The sequence below is a fragment of the Afipia sp. MLSD5-FHT05B12 genome, assembly GCF_058793355.1.
Genome location: NZ_JBXAFS010000002.1, coordinates 103,747 through 126,741 on the forward strand (window position 1 = coordinate 103,747; position 22,995 = coordinate 126,741).

The following is a 22,995-nucleotide window of genomic DNA, read 5'->3' on the forward strand; positions in this document are numbered from 1 at the left end:
ACTTCCCCCGCAAACGGGGATATGCAGCAAGCATTCGTTAACGGGGCCGGCTCTGCGGGCCCCGTTTTCGTTGCCGGGTACCAGGGCGAGGTCGCAGCATAGTAGGGGTCCGGTGGGCTGAACGGGCGCTGAACGGCGCCGGTAAACCCCTGCGGCTAAAGATCAAGTTGCGCGTCTATGACGGTTCTACTACGGTTTTGTGACACGTCGCGGTTTCCGGCCGCACGGTTTGCCTCCTGGCCGCCGCCAGTAAAGGCGTCAGGACAGTGCCGGGTGTAGTTCGCGTCAAAGGCAATGTTGCCCCCGCCAACCTCAGTGCCGCCTACGCTGCCCCCCGCAAGTGCGGTCCCCGGCGCGCTTGCGCCTATTGGATATTGGCGGGTGATCGCGGTGGCGATGCCGCATCTCGCGGCCCTCGGCGTTCTGCTGCAAACCGAAACGGACTTCGGCTCGCGTCTCGTCTTCCTGCTTTGTTGGGGGGCGCTGAATTTTTCCTGGATCGCGTTGCTGCGGCGGCCTGCGCTGTCGGGGGCGCTGTCGCTGACGATGGTCGTTGTGCTGGTGCTGCTGTCGCGCCTTAAGCACGACATTGTACAGATGACCGTGAACTTCGTCGATCTCATGATGATCGACCGCGACAGCGTCGTGTTCCTTTTTACGATCTTCCCGAACCTGCGCTGGTCGGCGGTGATTTCAGCACTGCTGATCCTTCCGCTGATGGTGGCGCTGTGGCTGCTCGATCCGTTTCGTATTCGGCGGCTGCCGGCGACGGCCATTGCACTTGGCTGCGTGGCGGGACTTGCAGGCTTCTCGCTGACGTGGCCGCAGGAAGACTGGCGCGGATACTACGCCGACAATTTCGTTTCGAAGTTTGCGCGCTCCGGCGTGATCGCGATGTCCGATTTCGCCAATGGCGGGTTCATGGACTCTGACGCGGCAACACTCGAACGATTGAAGCTTCCATTGGAAGAAGCGTGCCACCCGGCGGGCCGGCGTCCGCATATCATTATGATCCACGATGAGTCGAGCTACGACATCCGCTCGGCACCGCAGATCAAGGTGCCTGCCGGATACGGCAGGCATTTCGCATCCGGTGACGGCAAGGTGCGAAAGTTTCTCGCCGAAAGCAACGGTGGCTCGAGCTGGCTGACTGAATACAACGTGCTGACCGGTCTTTCGTCACGCTCGTTCGGGCGGTTTTCATATTTTGTGACGCGCATCGCGTCCGGCCGGGTCGAGCGTGGTTTGCCGCTGGCGTTGCGCCGTTGCGGCTACAGCACGGTTTCGCTTTACCCTGCTTACGGCGCTTTTATGAGTGCGCGGAATTTCCAAACCACCACCGGCATCCAGAAATTTTACGACGCGCGCGATCTCGGTGCGAAGGGTCTTGAGCCCGACGGCTTCTTCTACGACAACGCGATTCGGCTGCTGTCACAGGAAAAGCAGGGCACGCCGGTCTTCATGTACGTCTATCTTGGTGCCAATCACTTCCCGTGGGTGTCCACCTTCCGCCCCGAGCAGACGCCGGCATGGCGCAGCCTTGGTAACGAACCGAAGATCGATGAATACCTGCGCCGCCAGACCATGAGCGCGCAGGATTACAATGCATTCGTCGCGAAACTGAAGAAGCAGTTTCCCACCGAGTCATTTTTGATTGTGCGTTATGGCGATCACCAGCCGGAATTCTCGTCGCTCATCATCGAGCCGAATCTGACCGAGGATGACATTGCGAAACGGCTGATGGTTTATGACCCGCGCTATTACGCGACCTATTACGCCATCGATTCCGTCAACTTCAAACCTGTCGGCAGCTCGACTGCGATGGAAACCATCGACGCGGCCTATCTGCCGCTGGTTGTTCAGGACGCTGCCGGTATTCCGCTCGATCCGTCCTTCGAGGAGCAAAAGAAGATCATGCTCCGATGCAAGGGTCTGTTTTATTCCTGCAAGGACGGCGCGGAGGCGCGGCGCTTCAATCGCCTGCTGATTGACGCCGGGTTCATCAAGAACCTTTAGCCGCAACGGACCCGCTCCATGTCAAACGTCACGACATCGATACAGCGCGGCAGACACCGGTTCCTATTGAAGCGGCTCGGTGCGTCTGATTGGCTCTGGCGCCTGCGCGTCGCGCTGATTGCCGCGATGCACCTCACCGCTGTCTACATTCTGGCGTCGGTCGAATACGGCCCGTTCGCGATGACGCTGGCGCTGCTGACATGGGGGCTGCTGAATTTCCTCTGGCTTGTCGCGTTCCGCCGTCCCGGTGTTGCCGCGGCGTTGTCGCTGGCGCTGGTTGCAGCCCTGATCGTGCTATCGCAATTCAAGTACGGGATCACGCAGCTCACGCTGACGTTTCTGGATTTTCTGATCATCGATCGGGACACGGTTTCGTTCCTGCATTCGATTTTCCCGCAGCTCAAGACGCAGTCCATCGTACTTGCGGCGATCGCCGTACCAGTGACGTGGCTGGTTTGGCGCGCGGACCCGTTCCGGGTTCGCCGCGCGACCGCCGCCGCCGGTGCGGCGGTCTGCATGCTTGGCATCGTCGGCCTGTCGGTGGCCAATCCTGAACAGCCATGGGAGCCGTTCCAGGGCGTCAATCACATTTCCAATCTCGCGCGGTCCGGCGTTGTTTCGGTTTCGCATCTGACATCGGCGACGGGCTGGATCGAATCGGACTCGAAAAGCCTTGTTGGGTCCGCACAGGCCACGCCGCTCACCACCTGCGCGCCGCGCGGGAAGCGTCCGAACATCATCATGGTGCTCGACGAGTCCAGCTTCGACATCACGGCGGCCCCGGGCATCAAGGTTCCGGAAGACTACCGGAACTATTTCAAATCCTCGGACGGGCAGAGGCGTTCGTTCGTCACGGAATCCAGCGGCGGGCCGACCTGGTACACCGAATTCAACGTGCTGACAGGCCTGTCGGCGCGGTCATTCGGCAAGCTCAAGTTCTATGTGACGCGGATCACGGCTGGAAAGATTTCGCGCGGGCTGCCGCAGGCGTTGCAGCGCTGCGGCTACCGGACGTTCTCGCTGTATCCGACTTACGGTAATTTTCTCAGCGCGCGCAGCTTCCAGACCTCCGCCGGTGTCGGCCAGTTCATCGACATGGCCGACATGGGCGTCAGCGAAGACATGCAGCCCGACAAATTCTATTTCGATCAGGCGCTGCGGCTGATCGCGCGCGAGCGCAAGGCCGAGCAGCCGATGTTCGTCTTCGTTTATCTCACGGCCAATCATTTTCCATGGACGTCGACGTATCGTTCCGATCTCACGCCGGCCGGATGGAAAGCGCCGGGCAACACCGCGGAAGTCGACGAGTACATCCGGCGTCAGGCGATGACGGCCAAGGACTATGCGGGCTTCGTGGCGCGGCTGAAGAGCGAGCACCCGGATGAGCCGTTCCTGCTGGTGCGGTTCGGCGACCATCAGCCGGCGATCTCGCAGAAGCTGCTGGAGCCGAAGCTGCCGCAGCCGCTGCTGGCCGACCGCATCATGACGCACGATCCGCGCTACTACAAAACCTACTATGCGATCGATGCGCTCAACTACAGGCCGGACATGTCATCGGCTCTGGAGACGCTGGATGCGGCCTATCTGCCGCTCGCGATTCAGGATGCTGCGGGCATCCCGCTCGATCCGTCGTTCATCGAGCAGAAGAAGATCATGCTCCGCTGCCGCGGGCTGTTCTATTCATGCAAGGATGGCGCGGAAGCGAAGCGGTTCAACCGCCTGCTGATGGATGCGGGGTTCGTGAAGAACCTCTAGCGCTTTGCGATCTTCTCCCACAACCATCGCGCCACCGCATCCGGCGAACTCGTGCCGTCGCCGCCGCTGGCGCGCAGGTTGGCCTCGCGCATTGTGGCGATATCGATCTTGCCAAGCAAGGGTTGCAAGGCCTCGCGCAGCTTCGCGTCACTGGCGCGATTCGGTGCAATCAGCATGACGGCGTCGTAGGGCGGGATCGCAGCTTTCGGATCGCCCAGCACGACAAGATCGTACTTTGCGATCAGTCCGTCGCTGGTGTAACCCGCAATCACATCGACTTCGCCGGATGCCACCGCGGCATACATGAAGTCGGGCTGCATCTGCCGCTGCTGGCGAAACGAGAGATTGTAGCTCCGGCGCAGCGCCGCCCATTCCGGCCGGGAGAAGAATTCATAATCGCCGGCGATCGAGAGCGAGGATGCGCGCGGCGCAAGATCGGCAATGGTGCGGATGCCGAGTTCCTCGGCGCGCCTCCGCGCCATCACCAGCGCATAGGCGTTCTCGAAGCCGAGTTCGCCGAGCAGGGAGATCCCGTATCTGTCGTTGAGCGTTGCCGTCAGGTCGCCCAGCAATTCCTTGCGCGGCTTGATGTCAGCATGCTTGAGCTGGTTGGCCCACAGCGTGCCGGAATAATCGACATAGACGTCAATGTCGCCGGCGGCGAGTGCCTCGAAGACCACATTGGAGCCGAGACCCTCGCGCGGGCTGGCGGCCAGACCCGCTGCCTGCAAGCGCTGGGCGATCAGCGACGACAGGATGTACTGTTCCGTGAAAGTCTTGGCGCCGACGATGTAAATTGTCTTCGCGCGGACCATTGAAGGCATCAGCGTGGCGGCGATCAGCGCGGCAAGGCCGAGGCAGCCGAGGACAATGCGGATGCGGCTGTGCAGCTTCACGCCGCTTTCAATCAGCGCCAGCAACTGATCGACCGCGAGTGCCAGCAAGGCCGCCGCGGCACAGCCAAACAGCACGAATACCCAGTTCTGCGTCTGCAATCCCGCGAAGATGTAGTTGCCGAGGCTTGTCTGGCCGATCGGTGTCGACAGCGTCGCCGTGCCGATCACCCAGACAGCGGCGGTCCTGATGCCGGCCATGATCACCGGCAGCGCCAGTGGCAGTTCTATCATCGTGAGCGATTGCCGCGGCGTCATGCCGACCCCTTCCGCGGCCTCCATGATCGCAGGATCAATCCCCTGCAATCCGGTGATGGTGTTCCGCAGCACCGGCAACATGCTGTAGAGCGCCAGCGCCAGAACCGAGGGCAGGAAACCGAAGGCCGAAAAGCCATGGCCGAACCATTGCAGTGACAGTCCAGCCAGCGCCAGCAGCAGCGGATAGAACAGCGCGAGCAGGGCGAGGCCCGGGACGGTCTGCACGATGCTGGCGACGCCGAGCGCGATATCGCGCGGCAACGGACGCCGCCGGACGATCAGCGCCAGCGGGAAACTGATCACGAGGCCGAGCGCCAGTGCGGTCAGACTGACGCGGACATGACTGCCGAGATAGTCGGGCAGGCGCGCCAGCGCGTCGCTCCAGCGAGGATCGGACGCGAAGTTCATGCGCTGTCTCTCGGCAGCAACTCCTGCAACCGCTCCGCCTGACGGCGGGGGGCGTTGAGCAGTTCACCGACATAACCGTCGTTGCTGTTTGATAGCTCCTGCGCAGTGCCTTGCGCGATCAGACGCCCGGCGCGCATGACCGCGACACGATCGGCCAGCAGCAGCGCTTCCGCCATGTCGTGGGTGATCATCACCGTGGTCAGACCGAGGTTGCGATGAAGCGCGCGATAGTCTTCGCCCAGCGCATCGCGGGTGAGGGGATCGAGCGCCCCGAACGGTTCATCCATCAGCACGATTTTGGGGTGTGCCGCCAAGGCTCGCGCCACCCCGACGCGCTGGCGCTGGCCGCCGGAAAGTTCGTGCGGAAACCTGTCTCGATGCGCGCGGTCCAGTCGCACCAGATCGATCAATTCGTCAACACGAGTGGAAATATTCTGCGCCGGGGTGCCCAGCAGCCTCGGCGTGATGCCGATGTTTCCCGCGACCGTCATGTGCGGAAACAATCCGTTGCTCTGGAATACATAACCGATGCTCCGGCGCAGCGCGATGGGATCGAGTCCGCGCACATCATCGCCGTGTATGCGAACGGTGCCGCTGTCGGGAGCGATCAGACGGTTGGCCAATCGCAGCAGCGTGGTTTTCCCGGAGCCCGAGCCGCCGACCACAGCCAGAAACTCTCCGGCCGCCACATCGAGCGAGACGTCGTCGACGGCCTTGATACGGCCCCGCTCGAAACTCTTGCCGACATTCTCGTAGGCGATGGAAGGCGCGGCTTTGATCATGCCGCATGATGGACCATCGGTGATAGGGTGTCGACGGGCCATGCGCCGCCATGTAGCGTCGTCGCCACCAATCGGAGAACGTCTTGTCATGGCCAGGAACGGCAAGTCCTCGCAATCGAGCGCGAAGCAGTTGAAGTCCTACGTGGACCCGTTCCGGGTCGACGGTTCGCGGGAGTTTCATCTCAAGTCATATAAGCCCGGCGAGAAGGGTGGCCTCGACAAGGACGGGGCGCGTGAACTCGTCGATGCCAATCGCGGAAGACTGCGCGAGTTGCAGGAAAAGCTTTATGCGCAGGATCGCTGGTCGGTGCTGCTGATCTTTCAGGGTATGGACGCCGCAGGCAAGGACAGCGCCATCGAAAACGTGATGTCGGGCATCAATCCGCAAGGTTGTCAGGTCTATTCGTTCAAGCAGCCGTCCACGAAGGAGCTCGACCACGACTTTATGTGGCGCACATCGAAGTGCGCGCCCGAGCGCGGGCGTATCGGGATCTTCAATCGCTCCTATTACGAGGAGTTGCTGGTAGTTCGCGTGCATCCGGAGATATTGGCGAAGCAGCGGATTCCGCCCGAGCTGGTGACGAAGAACATCTGGCGCGAACGCTTCGGGGACATTGCGGGGTACGAGAAGTACCTTGCGCGCAACGGCACGCTAATCCTGAAATTCTTTCTCAATGTCTCGAAGGAAGAACAGCGTCAGCGCTTTCTCGATCGGCTCGATCAGCCGGCGAAGAACTGGAAGTTCTCGCTCGGTGATGTTGCCGAGCGCAAGCTGTGGGACAAGTATCAGGCGGCCTATCAGGATCTGATCCATCACACGTCGGAAAAGCATGCGCCGTGGATAGTGGTGCCTGCGGACCACAAATGGTTTGCCCGCGTTGTAATCAGTTCAGCCATCGTGAGCGCGATGGAAAAGCTGAATCTGAAATTCCCCGAGGTGGACAAGAGCGATGCCGGGGAACTGAAAAAGGTGAAGGCCGCTCTCGAAGGAGAAGGGCGGAGTGCCGCCCGCGCGCCGAGGGCAAAGGTTGCAGGAGCCAGAAAGGGAACTGTGTGATTGGAATGCGACCCGATCTCGGTCTGCCCCCGTAATTCACAGTGGCCACATCGCGGGTTGCAGAGGGGGACTGCAGAAAATATTATGCAGGCGGGCGAGGATTCTTTCTGTGGCTAACCTGCGTGCGCTTGTTTTTTTGCTGCTCTTGATCGGCCTTGGCGCCGCATTGAGTCCGATGGCGCATGCCGAGTGGTGGAAACCTTACGCGCCGAAGGACTTCGAGGAATGTTCCCAAAGCGCGGGACAACCCGGTTTGTCGAAGGACGCCCAGGCAAAGATCATCTCGGAGTGCGATTCAAAATTCGCGGGCCGCCGCAAAGCTGGCGGTGGCTACACGTATTTTGATTTCATGCAAAATCGCCACTTCGACATCGCAGGCCCTAATCCGACGCCGCAAGAACTGAAGCGGATGGATCAGGACTATCTGGCCTATCTCGAAACGAACCCGGAAATACCGGCCGAAGTCGTGGATGCCGGCCAGGCACTCGCGGCGATCACCAACCAGATGAAGCCGGTCATTGATCAGAAACCGGCGCGGACCAGGACCGTGGAGACGCAGCCTGTTGCCGCTCCGCCGACGCGGGTTCGCAAGAAGGACGTCTGCAAAGATGGTGCCTTGTCGTGCGGGTTAGCGAAAATCACGGATACCGTGAAAAATCTGAAGCATGCCGTGCTGGGCTCGGATTCCGGCATGAGACGTCCACCTAGTGGCCTCTCGCGGGCCCGGCCTGCATCCGCTGGCGGAGCGTGACGAATCCGGCGAGCCGATAGGACAACCTTCCTGACCAATTTTTGGCGTTGCGGGGCCGCGCCTTTCTCGTCTAGAACGGCTCACGGAGCGCTTCGGCAACCATCCTTCAATGGTTTGGGCCGATTATGCGTTTTTCGGGGATTGAATCGATGATTCGCGGCGGTATTCAGGGACAGCAGGGAACGGTGGCATTCGCCGCCGGCCTCGACGCGATTCCTGCTGCGCCGATTTCGTCCCTTCTTGGCGGGCTTCTGCTTCTTATCTGCCCCTGAGGGCCGTCTGGGCATTTGCGCCTGGGCACTCAGGGGTTCGACGACAGCACCGAAACCCGAGCGCCCTGATGTGGCGCATCTGACCAAAGGATTTTCCCGATGACCACCACGAACAAGTCCGACAAGGACCGCGTCGTTATCTTCGACACCACCCTGCGCGACGGCGAGCAATGCCCGGGCGCTACCATGACGTTCGAGGAAAAGCTCGAAGTCGCGGATTTGCTCGACTCCATGGGCGTTGACATTATCGAGGCCGGTTTTCCGATCGCCTCTGATGGTGATTTTGAAGCTGTCCGCGAAATCGCCAGGCGCACGAAGAATGCGGTGGTCTGCGGCCTGTCCCGCGCTGCCCACAAGGATATCGACCGCTGCGCCGAAGCGATCCGCCCGGCACGCCGTGGCCGCATCCACACCTTCCTGTCCACCTCGCCGGTGCATATGAAGTACAAGCTGCAGATGGAGCCGGAGGATGTGCATGAACTGGTGATCTCGCAGGTCACCCGGGCGCGCAATCACACTGATGACGTCGAGTGGTCGTCGGAAGACGGCACTCGCACGGAATTCGACTTCCTGTGCCGCTGCGTCGAATCGGCGATCAAGGCCGGTGCGACCACCATCAACATTCCGGACACCGTCGGTTATAGCGTGCCGGAGGAATACTACGATCTGTTCAAGCGCGTGCGCGAGACGGTGCCGAATTCCGACAAGGCAGTGTTCTCGGTCCATTGCCACAATGACCTCGGCATGGCGGTTGCGAATTCGCTGGCTGGTGTGCGTGCGGGTGCGCGGCAGATCGAATGCACCATCAACGGTATCGGCGAGCGCGCGGGCAATGCCGCGCTCGAGGAAGTCGTGATGGCGATGCGCGTGCGTAACGACAAGTTGCCGTACTGGAACAATATCGACACCACGATGCTGACGCGAGCATCGAAGTCGGTGGCCGCGGCGACGTCGTTCCCGGTGCAATACAACAAGGCCATCGTCGGGCGTAATGCCTTCGCGCATGAAAGTGGCATCCATCAGGACGGCATGCTCAAGAACGCGCAGACCTACGAGATCATGCTGCCGGAGACGGTCGGCGTGAAGCAGACCTCGCTGGTAATGGGCAAGCATTCCGGCCGCCATGCTTTCATCCACAAGCTGGAAGACATGGGCTACAAGCTCGCCAGCAACCAGTTGGAAGATGCCTTTGTGCGCTTCAAGGCGTTGGCAGACCGCAAGAAGGATATCTACGACGAAGACATCGAGGCGCTGGTCGATCAGGAGATCGCAGAATCGCACGATCGGATTCATCTCGTGTCGTTGACAGTGATCGCCGGCACGCATGGGCCGCAGCGCGCGACCATGAAGCTTGACATCGAAGGTCAAATCAAAATCGAGGAAGCCGAGGGCAACGGTCCGGTGGACGCGACGTTCAACTGCATCAAGTCGCTGGTGCCGAATGAAGCGAAGCTGGAACTTTATCAGGTTCATGCTGTAACCGCCGGCACCGATGCGCAGGCTGAGGTTTCGGTGCGGCTGTCGCAGGATGGACGTTCCGTCACGGCGCGCGCTGCGGATCCTGACACCCTGGTGGCTTCGGCGAAGGCGTATCTCAGTGCTTTGAACAAGATCGTCATGAAGAAGCAGCGTGACATGCCCGCGGTGGCCGCTGCCGGCCACTGATCGTTCGATCCTGCGCAGGTATCCTGAGAAGGCGGTGCATCTTAACAATGCGCCGCCTTTTGCGTTGCAGCAACGAGGTGTTGCGCCCTTCTAACGAGCAATAGTCTTGACCGGCCCCGTCTGAAATGATCGGGTCGTCAAGGGTTCAGAACTGCGGTGACACCAGTGGTTCTCAATCATCATCGGAGGAAGCATGAAAAAACTCATTCTGGCTGCGGCCTCAGTCGCGGCTTTGGTCCTTGTCGGACCGGCATCGGCGCAGTCGCCGATCGTCATCAAGTTCAGCCATGTGGTTGCCGAAAAGACCCCGAAGGGGCAGGCGGCACTGAAATTCAAGGAAGAGGCCGAAAAGCTTCTCCCCGGCAAGGTCAAGGTCGAGGTCTATCCAAGCTCGCAGCTCTACGGCGATGCCAAGGAAATGGAAGCCCTGGCGCTCGGCGACGTCCAGATGATTGCGCCGTCGCTGTCGAAATTCGACAAATTTACCAAACAGCTTCAGCTGTTCGATCTGCCGTTCCTGTTCGACGATGTGGGCGCGATCGACCGCTTCCAGCAGGGGCCCGAGGGTCAAAAGCTTCTGACCTCGATGGCTTCGAAAGGATTCATCGGTCTGGACTACTGGCACAATGGCATGAAGCAGATGTCGGCGAACAAGCCGCTGCTGGTTCCGGCTGACGCCAAGGGCTTGAAGTTCCGCGTGCAGCCGTCCGACGTGCTGGCAGCGCAGTTCCAGCAGCTCGGTGCCAACCCTCAGAAGCTCGCATTCGCTGAAGTCTATCAGGCGTTGCAGCTTGGCACCGTCGACGGCCAGGAAAACACCTGGTCGAACTGCTTCTCGCAGAAATATCAGGAAGTCCAGAAGGACTTCACTGAAACCAACCATGGCGTGATCGACTACATGGTGGTGACCAATGCGAGCTGGTGGAATGGTCTTCCGAAGGACATTCAGGCGGGCCTCAAGACAGCCATGAAGGCTGCGACCAAGGTCAACAACGACGTCGCTGACCAGTTGAATCAGGACGCCCGCAAGAAGATCGCAGAGTCCGGTACAGCGAAAATCCATACGCTGACGCCAGCACAGCGCGGCGAGTGGAAAAAGGCAATGGAGCCGGTCTGGGCGAAGTTCGAAGGCGGGATTGGCAAGGACCTGATCAAGGCTGCCCAGAAGTCCAACGGCGCGGGCAAGAGCTGATGATCTGGTGATACGGCGGCTGCGGTCATCCGCGGCCGCCGATTTTGGTATGTTCCTGGGGAGGGGCACTGTGTCGTTTCGATCGGTACTGCACCGGCTCGAAGAGAGCTTTCTTGCCGCGCTTCTATGCGCGATGACCATCCTGACATTCAGCCAGGTGGTGATGCGCTACGGCTTCAATGCTGGCTGGCTGTGGGCGCTTGAGGTCAATTTCTATCTGTTCGGATGGCTGGTGCTGATCGGCATCTCCTACGGCGTCCGCGTCAAGGCACACATTGGCGTTGATGCAGTCGTCCGTCTCTTTCCGCCAGGCTTGCAGCGCGCTGTCGGGTTGCTCGTTGTGTTCCTTTGCATCCTCTACACCTGCCTGATGCTCTACGGTGCATGGGTTTATCTGCACCGCCTTCAGATCATGGGAGTCGAGGCCGAGGACATTCCCGTCGAGCGCTGGATTCTCAGCCTGTGCCTGCCGATTGGCTTCGCGCTGCTTCTGTACCGTTTGCTGGAAATGACATGGCGGATCGCCACCGGGATATCGCCTGGCTATGAGCTTGCAGATGAGGCGCATGATGCCATCCGCGATATTGCGGGGGATGAAAATCCGGACGGAACGGTGGTGTCCCGATGACAACAACGGTCCTGTTTTTTCTTCTCTTCACACTCCTGTTTCTGGGCATGCCGATCGCGATCGCGCTCGGCCTTTCGTCGATTGCCGTGATCCTGCTGTTCGAGCCGGACAGCATCGCTTCGCTGGTTCTTAAATTCTTCCAGACGATGGAGCAGACGACACTGCTCGCGATTCCGTTTTTTATTCTCGCGGGAAATTTCCTCACTACCGGCGGCGTTGCAAAGCGCATGATCAATTTCGCCGTAGCAACCGTCGGCCATTTGCCGGGTGGCCTCGCGATCGCTTCGGTCATGGCCTGCATGTTCTTTGCGGCAGTGTCCGGATCGTCTCCCGCAACCGTTGTGGCGATCGGATCGATCGTCATCGCCGGCATGGTCAAGGTTGGATACACGCAATCGTTTGCGACGGGTGTGATCGTCAATGCCGGTACGCTTGGCATTTTGATCCCGCCATCGATCGTGATGGTGGTTTACGCGGCGACGACGGAAACGTCCGTTGGCCGTCTGTTCATGGCGGGTGTTCTGCCCGGCATCCTGCTCGGCGCGCTTTTAATGGTGGCGATCTACATTATCGCCCGGATCAAAAACCTGCCGCGGCAGCCCAAGGCGGGCTGGAGTGAACGGCTGCTGTCTTTCCGGGATGCAATCTGGGGACTTCTGCTCATCGTCATCGTGATGGGCGGCATCTATGGCGGCATCTTTACACCGACTGAAGCGGCCGCGGTCGCCGCGGTTTATGGCTTCATTTGCGCCGTCTTCATTTACGGCGATCTCAAGATGATCGACGTGCCCAAGGTGTTGACGGACTCGTCGCGTGTCACCGTGATGCTGATGTTCATCATCGCCAACGCGTTCCTGTTTGGTCACGTCCTGACGACGGCGCAGATCCCGCAGGACATCGCGCGCGCGATCATCGATGCGGATCTGAAGCCATGGCAGTTCCTGATCATCGTCAACATCATCCTGCTGATCGCCGGCAACTTCATGGAGCCGTCGGCAATCATCCTGATTGTTGCGCCGATTGTCTTTCCGACGGCCGTCAAGCTCGGCATCGATCCGGTTCATCTAGGCATTATCTTCGTGGTCAACATGGAAATCGGCATGGTGACCCCGCCTGTGGGGCTCAACCTGTTTGTGGCATCCGGTATCACCGGCATGAGTCTCCTGCAGGTTGTGGCAGCCTCCTGGCGATGGCTGATGCTTCTGCTCGGCTTCCTGATTATCGTGACCTATGTGCCGGAAATCTCGCTGGCATTGCCTAACGCGATTTTTGGCGCCGCGCGTTAGGGCGTCTCGCCAAAGCCGATCCCGCGCGAAACCAGAACCGTTTCGCGCGGGATTTCGTTGTGAAGATAAACATCCGTTCAGCAATGTTACATCTTCGTAAGACAGGCCATTCTGTCCAATCGGTAAGTTGAAAGCCGGCCGGTCGCTGTCATCTTCGCGAGAGTTCACTCCGGAGATATCCCATGAAGAAAGTCATTCTCGCCGGCGTCGCTGCGGTCGCGATCGTCGGCTCGACCGCCGTCTACGCGCAGCACCGCTATCATCACCACCACCGCATGAGTACGGAAGACCGCGCCGCCTTCGTTGACGCGAAGATCGCGGCGGTGAAGGCCGGTCTGCAACTGACGCCGGATCAGGAAAAGATGTGGCCGCCGGTCGAGGCGGCGGTGCGCGATTTCGCCAAGCAGCGCATTGCGATGGCCAATGCGCGCGCCAGCGAACGTGATGCCCGCCGCGCCGAGCGGGACCAGAAGGGCGCTCAGGACGGCAAGCCGGCAACTGCCGATCAGACCCGCGATCCGATGGCCCGTCTGCGTGACCGGGCCGACAGGATGGCCGAGACCGCTGCTGGCTTGAAGAAGATCGCCGATGCAGCGGACCCGCTATACAAGAGCCTTGATGATGCCCAGAAGCGCCGGCTGACGATGCTGACCCGCATGGGCGGGCACCATGGCTGGCGCGGACGGGGCTTCCAGCGCGGGTTGGACGGCGACCGATTCGACCGGGATCGCGGTCCTGATCGTGACCGCGGCGCCGGGGGCTCCGAACGCCTCTGACAGACTGGCTGAAAGCCTCTCGCGACGACAAAACCGCCGGATTCCCGGCGGTTTTTCGTGTCCGGAACCACCCCGATTTCCTGTTGCTCAAGGCCGGGAAAACCCTGCAACCTTGCTGGACATGGCCGTTTCGCTTTGCTAAACGACGCCGTCCTCAACGGACATCCGGATTGGATCCGGGCGCATAGCTCAGTTGGTAGAGCAGCTGACTCTTAATCAGCGGGTCCCAGGTTCGAGCCCTGGTGCGCCCACCATTCAAATCAGGCAGCTAGCTGTTTTCGATTTGCCGGAACGAGCCGCATTTTTGCAGATCGTTTCCGTTCGATTTAGCCAAAAGCCTTATGCGGTGCTGTCCCCGCAAGTTGGTGGTTGGGGGCATATCGTCAAAGCGGATGCTCTTGTCGGCAGTAATGGTGTCACGAGGTCAGCCGATATCGAATCTCACGCCCTGGGCGAGCGGAAGGTCGTGGCCGAAATTGATGGTGCTGGTGACCCGGCGCATATAGGCCTTCCATGAATCCGACCCGGCCTCGCGGCCGCCGCCGGTTTCCTTCTCGCCGCCGAATGCACCGCCGATCTCAGCGCCGGATGGGCCGATGTTGACATTGGCAATGCCGCAGTCGGAGCCCCTGACCGAGAGAAATTTTTCAGTTTCATGCATGTTGGTTGAGAAGATCGAGGATGAAAGCCCTTGCGGCACGTCGTTGTGCAGCGCCACCGCTTGGTCGAATTCCGAATATTTCATGATGTAGAGAATCGGCGCGAATGTTTCGCGCAGCACCGGCCCGGTCTGCGCCGGCATTTCGGCGAGGGCGGGTGTGACATAGTATGCCGCCGGATACTGTTCTGCATCGACGCGTTCGCCGCCGAAAATCGCTGCGCCGAATGTTCGCGCTTCCGCCAGCGCCTCCTGCATTTTCAAAAAGGCAGTTTCGTCGATCAGGGGGCCAACGAGTACATCATCCTTCGCGAGAGGATTGCCGATCCGGACCGACGCGTAGACCTGCTTCAGCCTCCCGACAAAGGCATCATAAACGCTGTGGTGAACGAGCAGTCTGCGAAGCGATGTACACCGCTGGCCGGCGGTGCCGATGGCGGCGAAGGCGATGGCGCGAACGGCGAGGTCAAGATCCGCCGATGGGCACACGATCGAGGCGTTGTTGCCGCCCAGTTCCAGAATGCTCCGGGCAAAACGCTGCGCCAGGCGCGGGCCGACCATTCGCCCCATGGCGGTGGAGCCGGTTGCCGAGACCAGCGGAACGCGCGAGTCATCGACCAGTAGCTCGCCGATATTTCGCCCGCCGATCAGCACCGCCGAGAGGCCGGCCGGTATGCCGTTGAGTTTTGCCGCTGCGCGCTCGAACAGCGCGTGCATGGCGAGCGCCGTCAGCGGCGTCTTTTCCGATGGCTTCCAGATCACCGGATTGCCGCAGACAAGGGCGAGGGCGGCGTTCCACGACCAGACCGCAACAGGGAAGTTGAAAGAGGTGATGACTCCCACAGGGCCAAGTGGATGCCACTGCTCCATCATCCGGTGATTGGGCCGCTCGCTCGCGATGGTGAGACCGTAGAACTGGCGGGAGAGACCGACCGCGAAGTCGCAGATGTCGATCATCTCCTGAACCTCGCCTTGTCCCTCTGACAGGATTTTTCCGGCCTCGATGGTGACCAGGCGTCCGAGCGCGTTCTTGGTGCTACGCAATTCATCGCCAAGAACGCGAACGAGTTCGCCGCGTTGCGGTGCGGGAACGGCTCTCCATTCGAGAAACGCATTTTGCGCCCGGGTGATCGCTTCCGTCGCGCTGCTGGCGTCTGCATCCTGCACGCTGGCAATCGTCTCGCCTGTCAGCGGCGAGCGCACCGTGCGCGAACCCCGGGCGTAGCGGTCGCGCGGAACGCCCAGACCCTGAAGAAGCAGATCGACATCGTTCGCGAGAGTCATTGCCAAGCTCCGAGCAAAGCGTGCGGCCGTCAATCTTACAAGGCAAGATGCGTCGCGCAATGACTTCGAAGACTACCCGTCTACGCTGGACGCCCCGAGTTGTCCGCAGGACGGTTCATGGCGCGTCGCATGGCATGATGCTTCAGGCAGCTTACCAGAAATTGACGGATGCGGCAGCGCTCGCATGCGGTTGGTCAATGGCCCGCTTTTGAAAGCTCCATTTCAGGGAGGGCTGACGCCCTGCACGTCAGTTCCTGAAGGCAACATGTCCGGCTCGCGTTACCTTAGCCGCCTGAGCAGGTTTGGAAGCGTTTGTTGATGTTGAAGGTTGCCATCTTCAAAGGCCATTCCCTAATGATCCGCACTGGATATAAAATCACTTTCCCGCTTCAGGATATGCTCGGATGACAACGAAGTTTCTGGTCGATGGGTCTGAAAATGCGAAAATGACAATTCTTCTTGCGCACGGTGCCGGCGGCGCGATGGATTCTGCGGCGATGACAGCGAGCGTGAAAGTGCTGGCTCATTCCGGTTTCCGCGTCGCGCGTTTTGAGTTTGACTATATGGCCGCTCGGCGGACATCGGGTTCACGAAAGCCGCCACCTCGTGCGAATTTGCTGACCACGGAGTATATCGCTGCTATCGATACACTCGGCGGAAAAGGCAAACTCATCATCGGTGGAAAGTCTATGGGCGGCCGCGTCGCCAGTATGGTCGGCGATAAGCTGTACGCTTCCGGGCGAATCGAAGGCCTTCTCTGCCTTGGTTATCCGTTTCACCCGCCGGGAAAACCCGATCAGTTGCGCACCGAGCATCTTGCCGATCTCAAAGTGCCGGCGCTCATTGTGCAGGGGACACGAGATCCGTTCGGTACCAGAGAAGAGGTTTCATCGTACTCGCTGTCGAAGGAGATTGAAATTCTCTGGCTCGAAGATGGCGATCACGACTTGAAGCCGCGCAAGAGCGTATCCGGCTACTCTGCGGCAGATCACTTAAAGACACTTGGCGAGGCAGTCACATCCTGGGCCGGCAGGATCGTTTCCTGAGTGCGGCCAGCCGGGATCGTAGCGCATGCGTCGATCATGTTACCGCAGCGGCATCGGCGGCCGGGGGACGCTGGTATCGCCGGGCTGCGGCGGAAGCTGGGTGGGGGCCGCCGGCGGAATGTACGTCTCACGTTGCGCAGCACTTTGCGGATAAGCCGTACCTTGCGGATAAGCCTGTGGTGGCGATGGCGCATAGGTGCGCGACACCGCAGCGGGCCGCGGAGACGGAGCCGGCTTTGCTGACTGCGCAACGGGCTTGCGATGCGCCGCCTGATCTGTGACTTTTGCGATATCGCGGCTCAGTTGACGCTGGCCGGCTTGCAATTGCTCTACGGTTTCCTTGAGTGAAGCGATTTCGCTCGCCATGGCTTCAATCGACTTCGCAAGTTCGGGCGAAAGTTCAGCCTGCGCCGGCGGGGCTTCCACCGGCTGCGTGGAAGGCGCCGTCCCGGTTTCCGCTGGCAATACCGATGCCGAGGCGACAGTCTCTTGCGCTGATGCGGGGACGGTCGCCTGCTGAGATTCCGCAATCGGGGAGGCGGTGTCCTGTTGCCCGGCAGCCTTGGCGTCCTGCGCGGGAGCCGATGCGCCTGTAAAGAGCGGCGGCACGAAGTGCGACAACCTCTGCTTTGCAGCTTCACCGTAATAATACCAAGCCGCAGCCGTGGCGCAGCCCGCGCACACGATCAGGAGCAAGCGCACCACGCTTCGGCCAAAACCCGCGCCCGATATTGGAGTGCGAATATCGCCGATGTTGTCATTCAGGGGAGTGTCGACGGGCGACGGTTCGCTGGCTGGGGCTGGTTCCGGCAGCGCTTTCGGCGTCGCTTGAGTCTCAGGCAGATCTTGCGAGCGGCGCGGCGCCAGATCGCGAAGCTGAGCGGCGATGATGTCATGCGGATCGTCGGTCGGCGAGTCAGCGTGTTGCAACTTGAATTGCATTGGCGCTCCGTGATTGTGAAAGGTGCGATGCTCGGTGACTATCCGGAGTATCCGCGCCAATAAGGGGGCACCGCGCTTTGACCGCAGCAAGGCGGCATCATGAAAACTGTGAGGCAGTGGAACCAGGAGCGTTAGGCGTGCAAAGAGCGCCGACTTATTGGAGGCCAGCGCCGAAAAAGTGCGGCTAAATGTGATCCTGCGGTCTTTCCGGCAAGACTTCGTTCTACCGCTTTTGTGTTTTCTCAGCCGCCCGGCGCAGCGCTTCCGCCAGCGCGCCGCCGGTGGCTGCGGCGGGTTGCGGCGCCTTGCGTGGTGCTGGCGATTTGGCGGGCGGGCGGGTATCGGTGCGCGGCTCGCTTCTGGAGTTGCGATCGGGCTTTGCACCGAGTTCGTCGTCGAGCCGCAACGTCAACGCGATGCGTTTGCGCGGAACGTCAACTTCCAGAACCTTGACGCGAACGATATCGCCGGATTTCACAACCTCGCGCGGATCCTTGATGAAGGTCCGGGACATTGCCGAGATATGCACCAGTCCATCCTGATGGACACCGATGTCGACGAACGCGCCGAATGCCGCCACGTTCGTCACCGCGCCCTCCAGCACCATACCGGGCTTGAGATCGCTGACCTTCTCGACGCCGTCCTTGAACACTGCGGCCTTGAAGGCCGGGCGCGGATCGCGGCCGGGCTTTTCCAGCTCGCGCAGAATGTCGGTCACCGTTGGCAGGCCGAACGTGTCGTCGACGAATGTCTGAGGCTTGATCTGCCGCAGAATCTCGGCATTGCCAATCAGCGCCTTGATATCGCTCTTGGTGGCAGTGAGAATTCGCCGCACGACCGGATAGGCTTCAGGGTGAACGCCGGATGCGTCGAGGGGGTCTTCGCCGTTGGTGATGCGCAGAAAGCCGGCGCATTGCTCGAACGCTTTCGGACCGAGTCGCGGCACGTCCTTGAGCGCCTTGCGTGATTTGAAGGGGCCGTTCGCGTCGCGGTGCTGGACGATGCTTTGTGCAAGTCCTGATCCAATACCCGACACCCGCGCCAGCAGCGGTGCAGAGGCCGTATTGGCATCGACGCCAACCGCATTCACGCAATCCTCAACCACCGCATCAAGCGAACGGGACAGCTTGGTCTCGCCGAGATCGTGCTGATACTGGCCCACACCAATCGACTTCGGATCGATCTTGACCAGTTCGGCCAGCGGGTCCTGCAACCGCCGTGCGATCGAAACCGCGCCGCGCAATGTCACGTCCAGCCCTGGCAGCTCTTCGGAAGCGAACGCGGATGCCGAATAGACCGATGCGCCGGCTTCCGACACCACGATTTTCGACATCTTCAGCTCTGGCAAAAGCTTCACCAGCTCGGTCGCCAGTTTGTCGGTTTCACGGGATGCGGTGCCGTTGCCGATGGCGATCAGTTCGACGCGATGCTCGCGTGCGAGTTTGCCGAGCGTCGCGAGGGATTCATCCCAACGCCGCTGCGGTTCGTGCGGGAAAATCGCCGTCGTGGCGACAACCTTGCCGGTTGCATCGGCCACGGCGACCTTGACGCCGGTCCGATATCCGGGATCGAGACCCATGGTGACACGTGCGCCGGCGGGTGCCGCCAGCAGCAGATCGCGCAGGTTCGAGGCGAACACGCGAACGGCTTCCTCCTCGGCGGCGGTCCACAGCCGCATCCGCAGATCGATGTTGAGATGCATCTGGATCTTGGTGCGCCATGCCCAGCGCACCGTTTCAGCCAGCCACCGGTCGCCGGCGCGTCCCTTATCGGAAATGGCGAAGCGATGCATGATGCGTAATTCGTATGAACTGACAGCGGCAGGTGTCGCGGCGGGAGCTTCGGGAAGCATCTGAAGGTCGAGAATTTCTTCCTTCTCGCCGCGAAACATCGCGAGGATGCGATGCGACGGCAGCTTGTGCAGAGGCTCGCTAAAGTCGAAATAATCGCTGAACTTGGCGCCGGATTCCTTTTTGCCGTCGCGCAATCTGGACGCGAGAAGCCCATTTGACCACATATGTTCGCGCAGTCCGCCGATCAGGTCGGCATCTTCCGCGAAGCGTTCAACCAGGATCGAACGTGCGCCGTCGAGTGCCGCGGTCGCATCGACAACCTGTTTGTCTGCGTCGACAAAGGACAGCGCCACCGTATGCGGGTCGTTCTCTGGTTGTGTGAGCAGCAATTCTGCCAGCGGCTCCAGTCCGGCTTCCTTGGCGATTTCCGCCTTGGTGCGGCGCTTGGGCTTGAAAGGCAGGTAAATGTCCTCAAGGCGGCCCTTGCTGTCCGCCGCCAGAATCGCCGCTTCCAGCGCCGCGTCGAGCTTACCTTGTTCACGAATCGAATTGAGGACGGTAACGCGGCGCTCTTCAAGTTCGCGCAGATAATTCAAACGCTCTTCCAGCGTGCGCAACTGTGCGTCGTCAAGCGCGCCGGTGGCTTCCTTGCGATATCGCGCGACAAACGGAACGGTGGCGCCGCCATCAAGCAGGGTAACAGCGGCCTCGACCTGCTGTTCACGAACACCAAGCTCGTCGGCGATTTGTTGAGAGATTGTCTTGGCCACGCGGCGTCTTTCTTAACGTGAAACTCTCGGTCTGAATCGCGACCGCAGGGAGACGGCATATGGACCACGGATCGGCGATTCATCAACCCCATTACAGGGGAAAAGGAATCTGTGGATCAACTATGTTGAATCTCGGGCACAGGCCGTGGCGCCGTAGCTCGGTTGCTTTGCCGAGGATTGTCCCGGTCGGGTGGTCGTGTTGTCAAAACTGACCAGCCACAGTCAAGCGAAGGGCGAAGGGTTCGACCGGATGCAGGACCTGGTCCATAACTCCGTTCGCGCACACAGCCGGAGGCGCGGTGCCTGCCTGGCATTGCGCGAACAGCGCGTCAGTCTTCAGCAGCGATCCATAGGCGTAGGTGATCTGGTCGGACTTGCTGTCGGTCAGATTATAGGCGTCAAGCTGAACGCGCCACCCGTTCCCAAAACGGTAGCCGACCTGGCCGTTGAGAAGGCCCGTCGCGGGTGAAACGAAAGCTGCGTCTTCGGTGAGCGGCCTTGGGCCGAAATAGCGGTAGCGCAGAGCGCCGAACCACCCAGTTCGCTCGCCGATTCTGATGCCAGCGGACGCGACCATGTTGGGCGCACCCGGAATATAGTTGCCCGGCGCATTTCCGATCTGGGCCTCGGGATAACCTGCCAGTTCGGCGTATGCCGCAGCCTGATCCGGATTGGTGCCACGGAATCGCGCATGGGTAACAGCGATGTCGCCATCGAACGCCAGCCAGGAGGTGGGCTGATAATGGTTGGTCCATTCGATGCCGTAGCGCCGGCTGGGACGGCTTGGTTCGGTGTCGCCGGCATCGCCGACGAAAAGAATTTCGGATGCGGAATCCAGCACGAACAGACTGAGTGAGCTTTCCAGACCCGGAATGATCTTGGTGCGAACGCCGACCTCGGCACCGCGTGTTTTGACCAGGAATGGCGACGACGACACAGCTTCGCCGGGATCGGTCGGCGATACCTTGATGGTCACGCCTCTGGCATCGTTGCTGTGGAAACCTTCGCCGGCATTGATGAAAAATTCGGTCTTCGCGAACGGTCCGAACACGATGCTGGCCTTGGGGCTGCCGATCAAGGACGTCGCCTTGCCGGAATTGGCTGAAGTGAGAAGTGAGTCAACGTTGGCCGCATAGAAATCGCCGCGATAGCCGACAATGGTCCTGAGCCAACTGGTCCAGTGAACGGTGTTCTGTATGAAAAGTCCGGTGCTGCCTTCCTGCACCTTGTCGTCTCTCGTGCCGGACAGGAATTGGCGCTGAACGGTGTTCGAGAGGCCGGACCTGATGGAGTCGTAGCGGTTCTGGATGCCGACCTCTGCTTTTATGGGCAGACCGGCGAACGTGTGGTTGAAGGTGTGGGATGCGTTCAGCCCGCCGATCACGCGACTGTCGCGCTGGTGGAATTGATCGCCATTAAGAGGATCTCCGGGCGGGATCATGGCGTCGTTAAGGAAGTACGTGAAGTTGTTGTAGAGGTCGAGCGAGCTCCTGATGACGTAGAAATTGAGCTTTGTGGTTCCTTCTGCATCGGTCTTCCTAAATTGGCCTGAAATCGAGAAACGATTGGATCTGCCGCCGTCGGTCGGATCGAGCGCGCCGTAGAGGCCGACCACTCCTTGCGAGATTGCGCGCAGTGGAATTTGATCGGTCGAATTCCAGCTGTTGCTGTAAGCCATGCCGGTCAGCGAGAAGCCGTTATCGGGCGTGCCTTGCGTGTAGCGGACAACGCTGTTCAGCTTGCGCACCTTGTCGGGGCTGTCCCACGGGCCGTTGTAGGTGCCGGCTTCACCGGCAACGAGCAGCGTGCCGTCTCCGGCTTTCGCGGACGTGATTCCAAGAAGCCTGCGATAGCCGAAGCTGCCGATGGTCGCCGACGTCATCGACTTCGCGATACTGTCGATGAGATTGACCTGCACGGCTCCCACCGATGAGAAGTCACCTTCGTCGGCGAAGTAGGGGCCTTTCTTGATGTTGACCGACTGGATCAATTCCGGGATCAGGAAATTCAGATCGGCATAGCCCTGTCCGTGGCCGTGGGTGCGCATGTTGACCGGCATTCCGTCGACGGAAATGGCGAGATCGGTCCCATGGTCGAGATTGAAGCCGCGCAGAAAATACTGGTTGGCTTTGCCCTCGCCGCTATGCTGCGTGATCATCAGGCCGGGGATGATCTCGAGGGCTTCGGCGGGCCGTGAGAGCGGCCGCGCGTTGACCTTCTCTCCGCTGACGTTTTCCTCGCTGGCCGAGGAGACAGGTTCGTCTGCCGATCCGTCGGCAGGAATGGGCGTATTGTTGACTCTTGTCGTAGAACTGTTGCCGCGCCGGTTGCCGACAACCTCGATCGAGGGGAGCGGGCTCGCGGCGGAAGCGTCCTGTGCGGCCGTTTCGGATGCAAACATAAGCATGGAGGCAAGGGCGATAGCTCCAGCCTGTGCGGCATCGGCCTTGAAGCGCCGGGCGAATGGCTGACGCGGCCCATCTGTCAACCCTCGAAGCACGATCACGCCCACTGCTGACCTGTATTCCATCGATGCGCGCAACGTCGTCACGCCGGGGGCTCTAGTATGACGATATTTATAAATCATCATACACAAGGAGCGCAATTGAGAGAGCCGATAAATTGGGCAGGGATGCTGGATCGGCCTCCTTGAGGCTGCGGATTCTCAGGCCTGGCGCGAACTGATGATCCGCCTGCCAGTTCTTGATGCCCGATTGACCGGCGCACAGGCAGATGCGAATTCAGGCAGCTAGCTGGAGGGAA

The 22,995-nt window shown here is 60.4% G+C and carries 16 protein-coding genes and 1 tRNA gene; 11 read left to right on the forward strand and 6 right to left on the reverse strand.

What is annotated here, in order from left to right:
• Positions 1–294: 294 nt before the first annotated feature.
• Both AC1Q6J_RS02805 and AC1Q6J_RS02810 read left to right on the forward strand, forming a co-directional pair.
• Complete coding sequence (locus AC1Q6J_RS02805) at positions 295–2,016, forward strand: sulfatase-like hydrolase/transferase (RefSeq protein ID WP_492277813.1); 1,722 nt, start codon at positions 295–297, stop codon at positions 2,014–2,016.
• Positions 2,017–2,034: 18 nt separating this feature from the next.
• Positions 2,035–3,771, forward strand: coding sequence for an LTA synthase family protein (locus AC1Q6J_RS02810; protein WP_492277814.1), 1,737 nt, complete (start codon positions 2,035–2,037; stop codon positions 3,769–3,771).
• Here AC1Q6J_RS02810 and AC1Q6J_RS02815 read toward each other — a convergent pair.
• Together AC1Q6J_RS02815 and AC1Q6J_RS02820 are read right to left on the reverse strand one after the other, a co-directional pair.
• Positions 3,768–5,330, reverse strand: coding sequence for a glycine betaine ABC transporter substrate-binding protein (locus tag AC1Q6J_RS02815; protein ID WP_492277815.1), 1,563 nt, complete (start codon positions 5,328–5,330; stop codon positions 3,768–3,770). The genes AC1Q6J_RS02810 and AC1Q6J_RS02815 overlap by 4 nt on opposite strands.
• Positions 5,327–6,112 (reverse strand): ATP-binding cassette domain-containing protein, encoded by a 786-nt coding sequence (locus tag AC1Q6J_RS02820; protein WP_492277816.1) that lies wholly within the window; start codon positions 6,110–6,112, stop codon positions 5,327–5,329. The genes AC1Q6J_RS02815 and AC1Q6J_RS02820 overlap by 4 nt, the downstream gene beginning before the upstream one ends.
• 88 nt (positions 6,113–6,200) lie before the next feature.
• Between AC1Q6J_RS02820 and AC1Q6J_RS02825 the strand changes: the two genes are divergently transcribed.
• The 8 genes from AC1Q6J_RS02825 (at position 6,201) to AC1Q6J_RS02860 (ending at position 13,993) form a co-directional block, all read left to right on the forward strand.
• Positions 6,201–7,169 (forward strand): polyphosphate kinase 2 family protein, encoded by a 969-nt coding sequence (locus AC1Q6J_RS02825; protein WP_492277817.1) that lies wholly within the window; start codon positions 6,201–6,203, stop codon positions 7,167–7,169.
• Positions 7,170–7,278: 109 nt separating this feature from the next.
• The gene (locus tag AC1Q6J_RS02830; RefSeq protein WP_492277818.1) at positions 7,279–7,920 is read left to right on the forward strand and encodes a hypothetical protein; all 642 of its coding nucleotides are present in this window, start codon (positions 7,279–7,281) and stop codon (positions 7,918–7,920) included.
• A 371-nt stretch (positions 7,921–8,291) separates the two neighbouring features.
• Positions 8,292–9,857, forward strand: a complete 1,566-nt coding sequence (locus AC1Q6J_RS02835; RefSeq protein WP_492277819.1) for a 2-isopropylmalate synthase — start codon at positions 8,292–8,294, stop codon at positions 9,855–9,857.
• 193 nt (positions 9,858–10,050) lie between these two features.
• Positions 10,051–11,049, forward strand: coding sequence for a TRAP transporter substrate-binding protein (locus AC1Q6J_RS02840; protein ID WP_492277820.1), 999 nt, complete (start codon positions 10,051–10,053; stop codon positions 11,047–11,049).
• A 70-nt stretch (positions 11,050–11,119) separates the two neighbouring features.
• Positions 11,120–11,677, forward strand: coding sequence for a TRAP transporter small permease (locus tag AC1Q6J_RS02845; RefSeq protein WP_492277821.1), 558 nt, complete (start codon positions 11,120–11,122; stop codon positions 11,675–11,677).
• A complete protein-coding gene (locus AC1Q6J_RS02850; protein WP_492277822.1) occupies positions 11,674–12,963 on the forward strand; it encodes a TRAP transporter large permease in 1,290 nt (429 codons plus the stop codon). Before AC1Q6J_RS02845 ends, AC1Q6J_RS02850 begins: the two co-directional genes overlap by 4 nt.
• Before the next feature lie 182 nt (positions 12,964–13,145).
• Positions 13,146–13,739 carry a Spy/CpxP family protein refolding chaperone gene (locus tag AC1Q6J_RS02855; RefSeq protein ID WP_492277823.1) on the forward strand — a complete coding sequence of 198 codons (594 nt, stop codon included), beginning with the start codon at positions 13,146–13,148 and terminating at the stop codon, positions 13,737–13,739.
• Between the two features lie 178 nt (positions 13,740–13,917).
• A tRNA-Lys gene (locus tag AC1Q6J_RS02860) sits at positions 13,918–13,993 on the forward strand.
• Positions 13,994–14,163: 170 nt separating this feature from the next.
• On the opposite strand, the gene amaB is transcribed toward AC1Q6J_RS02860, so the two are convergent.
• On the reverse strand, positions 14,164–15,681 hold the full coding sequence (amaB, locus tag AC1Q6J_RS02865; protein ID WP_492277824.1) for an L-piperidine-6-carboxylate dehydrogenase: 1,518 nt from the start codon (positions 15,679–15,681) through the stop codon (positions 14,164–14,166).
• A gap of 404 nt (positions 15,682–16,085) precedes the next feature.
• Between amaB and AC1Q6J_RS02870 the strand changes: the two genes are divergently transcribed.
• A complete protein-coding gene (locus tag AC1Q6J_RS02870; protein ID WP_492277825.1) occupies positions 16,086–16,727 on the forward strand; it encodes an alpha/beta hydrolase family protein in 642 nt (213 codons plus the stop codon).
• A gap of 39 nt (positions 16,728–16,766) precedes the next feature.
• On the opposite strand, the gene AC1Q6J_RS02875 is transcribed toward AC1Q6J_RS02870, so the two are convergent.
• The 3 genes from AC1Q6J_RS02875 to AC1Q6J_RS02885 all read right to left on the reverse strand — a co-directional run bounded on the left by AC1Q6J_RS02875 (position 16,767) and on the right by AC1Q6J_RS02885 (position 22,633).
• Positions 16,767–17,669, reverse strand: coding sequence for a hypothetical protein (locus tag AC1Q6J_RS02875; RefSeq protein WP_492277826.1), 903 nt, complete (start codon positions 17,667–17,669; stop codon positions 16,767–16,769).
• A 223-nt stretch (positions 17,670–17,892) separates the two neighbouring features.
• Entirely contained in the window at positions 17,893–20,232 is a 2,340-nt protein-coding gene (locus AC1Q6J_RS02880) for a Tex family protein (protein WP_492277827.1), read from the reverse strand.
• Between the two features lie 202 nt (positions 20,233–20,434).
• On the reverse strand, positions 20,435–22,633 hold the full coding sequence (locus AC1Q6J_RS02885) for a TonB-dependent receptor (protein ID WP_492278149.1): 2,199 nt from the start codon (positions 22,631–22,633) through the stop codon (positions 20,435–20,437).
• Positions 22,634–22,995: the final 362 nt, after the last annotated feature.

Bases quoted from the DNA above. Each gene is read 5' to 3' on its own strand.
- AC1Q6J_RS02820 (WP_492277816.1), bottom strand. From the start codon at position 6,112: ATGATCAAAGCCGCGCCTTCCATCGCCTACGAGAATGTCGGCAAGAGT.
- AC1Q6J_RS02885 (WP_492278149.1), bottom strand. From the start codon at position 22,633: ATGTTTGCATCCGAAACGGCCGCACAGGACGCTTCCGCCGCGAGCCCG.
- AC1Q6J_RS02840 (WP_492277820.1), top strand. From the start codon at position 10,051: ATGAAAAAACTCATTCTGGCTGCGGCCTCAGTCGCGGCTTTGGTCCTT.
- AC1Q6J_RS02850 (WP_492277822.1), top strand. From the start codon at position 11,674: ATGACAACAACGGTCCTGTTTTTTCTTCTCTTCACACTCCTGTTTCTG.
- AC1Q6J_RS02805 (WP_492277813.1), top strand. From the start codon at position 295: ATGTTGCCCCCGCCAACCTCAGTGCCGCCTACGCTGCCCCCCGCAAGT.
- AC1Q6J_RS02855 (WP_492277823.1), top strand. From the start codon at position 13,146: ATGAAGAAAGTCATTCTCGCCGGCGTCGCTGCGGTCGCGATCGTCGGC.
- AC1Q6J_RS02810 (WP_492277814.1), top strand. From the start codon at position 2,035: ATGTCAAACGTCACGACATCGATACAGCGCGGCAGACACCGGTTCCTA.
- AC1Q6J_RS02875 (WP_492277826.1), bottom strand. From the start codon at position 17,669: ATGCAATTCAAGTTGCAACACGCTGACTCGCCGACCGACGATCCGCAT.
- AC1Q6J_RS02815 (WP_492277815.1), bottom strand. From the start codon at position 5,330: ATGAACTTCGCGTCCGATCCTCGCTGGAGCGACGCGCTGGCGCGCCTG.
- amaB (WP_492277824.1), bottom strand. From the start codon at position 15,681: ATGACTCTCGCGAACGATGTCGATCTGCTTCTTCAGGGTCTGGGCGTT.
- AC1Q6J_RS02870 (WP_492277825.1), top strand. From the start codon at position 16,086: ATGACAACGAAGTTTCTGGTCGATGGGTCTGAAAATGCGAAAATGACA.
- AC1Q6J_RS02825 (WP_492277817.1), top strand. From the start codon at position 6,201: ATGGCCAGGAACGGCAAGTCCTCGCAATCGAGCGCGAAGCAGTTGAAG.
- AC1Q6J_RS02835 (WP_492277819.1), top strand. From the start codon at position 8,292: ATGACCACCACGAACAAGTCCGACAAGGACCGCGTCGTTATCTTCGAC.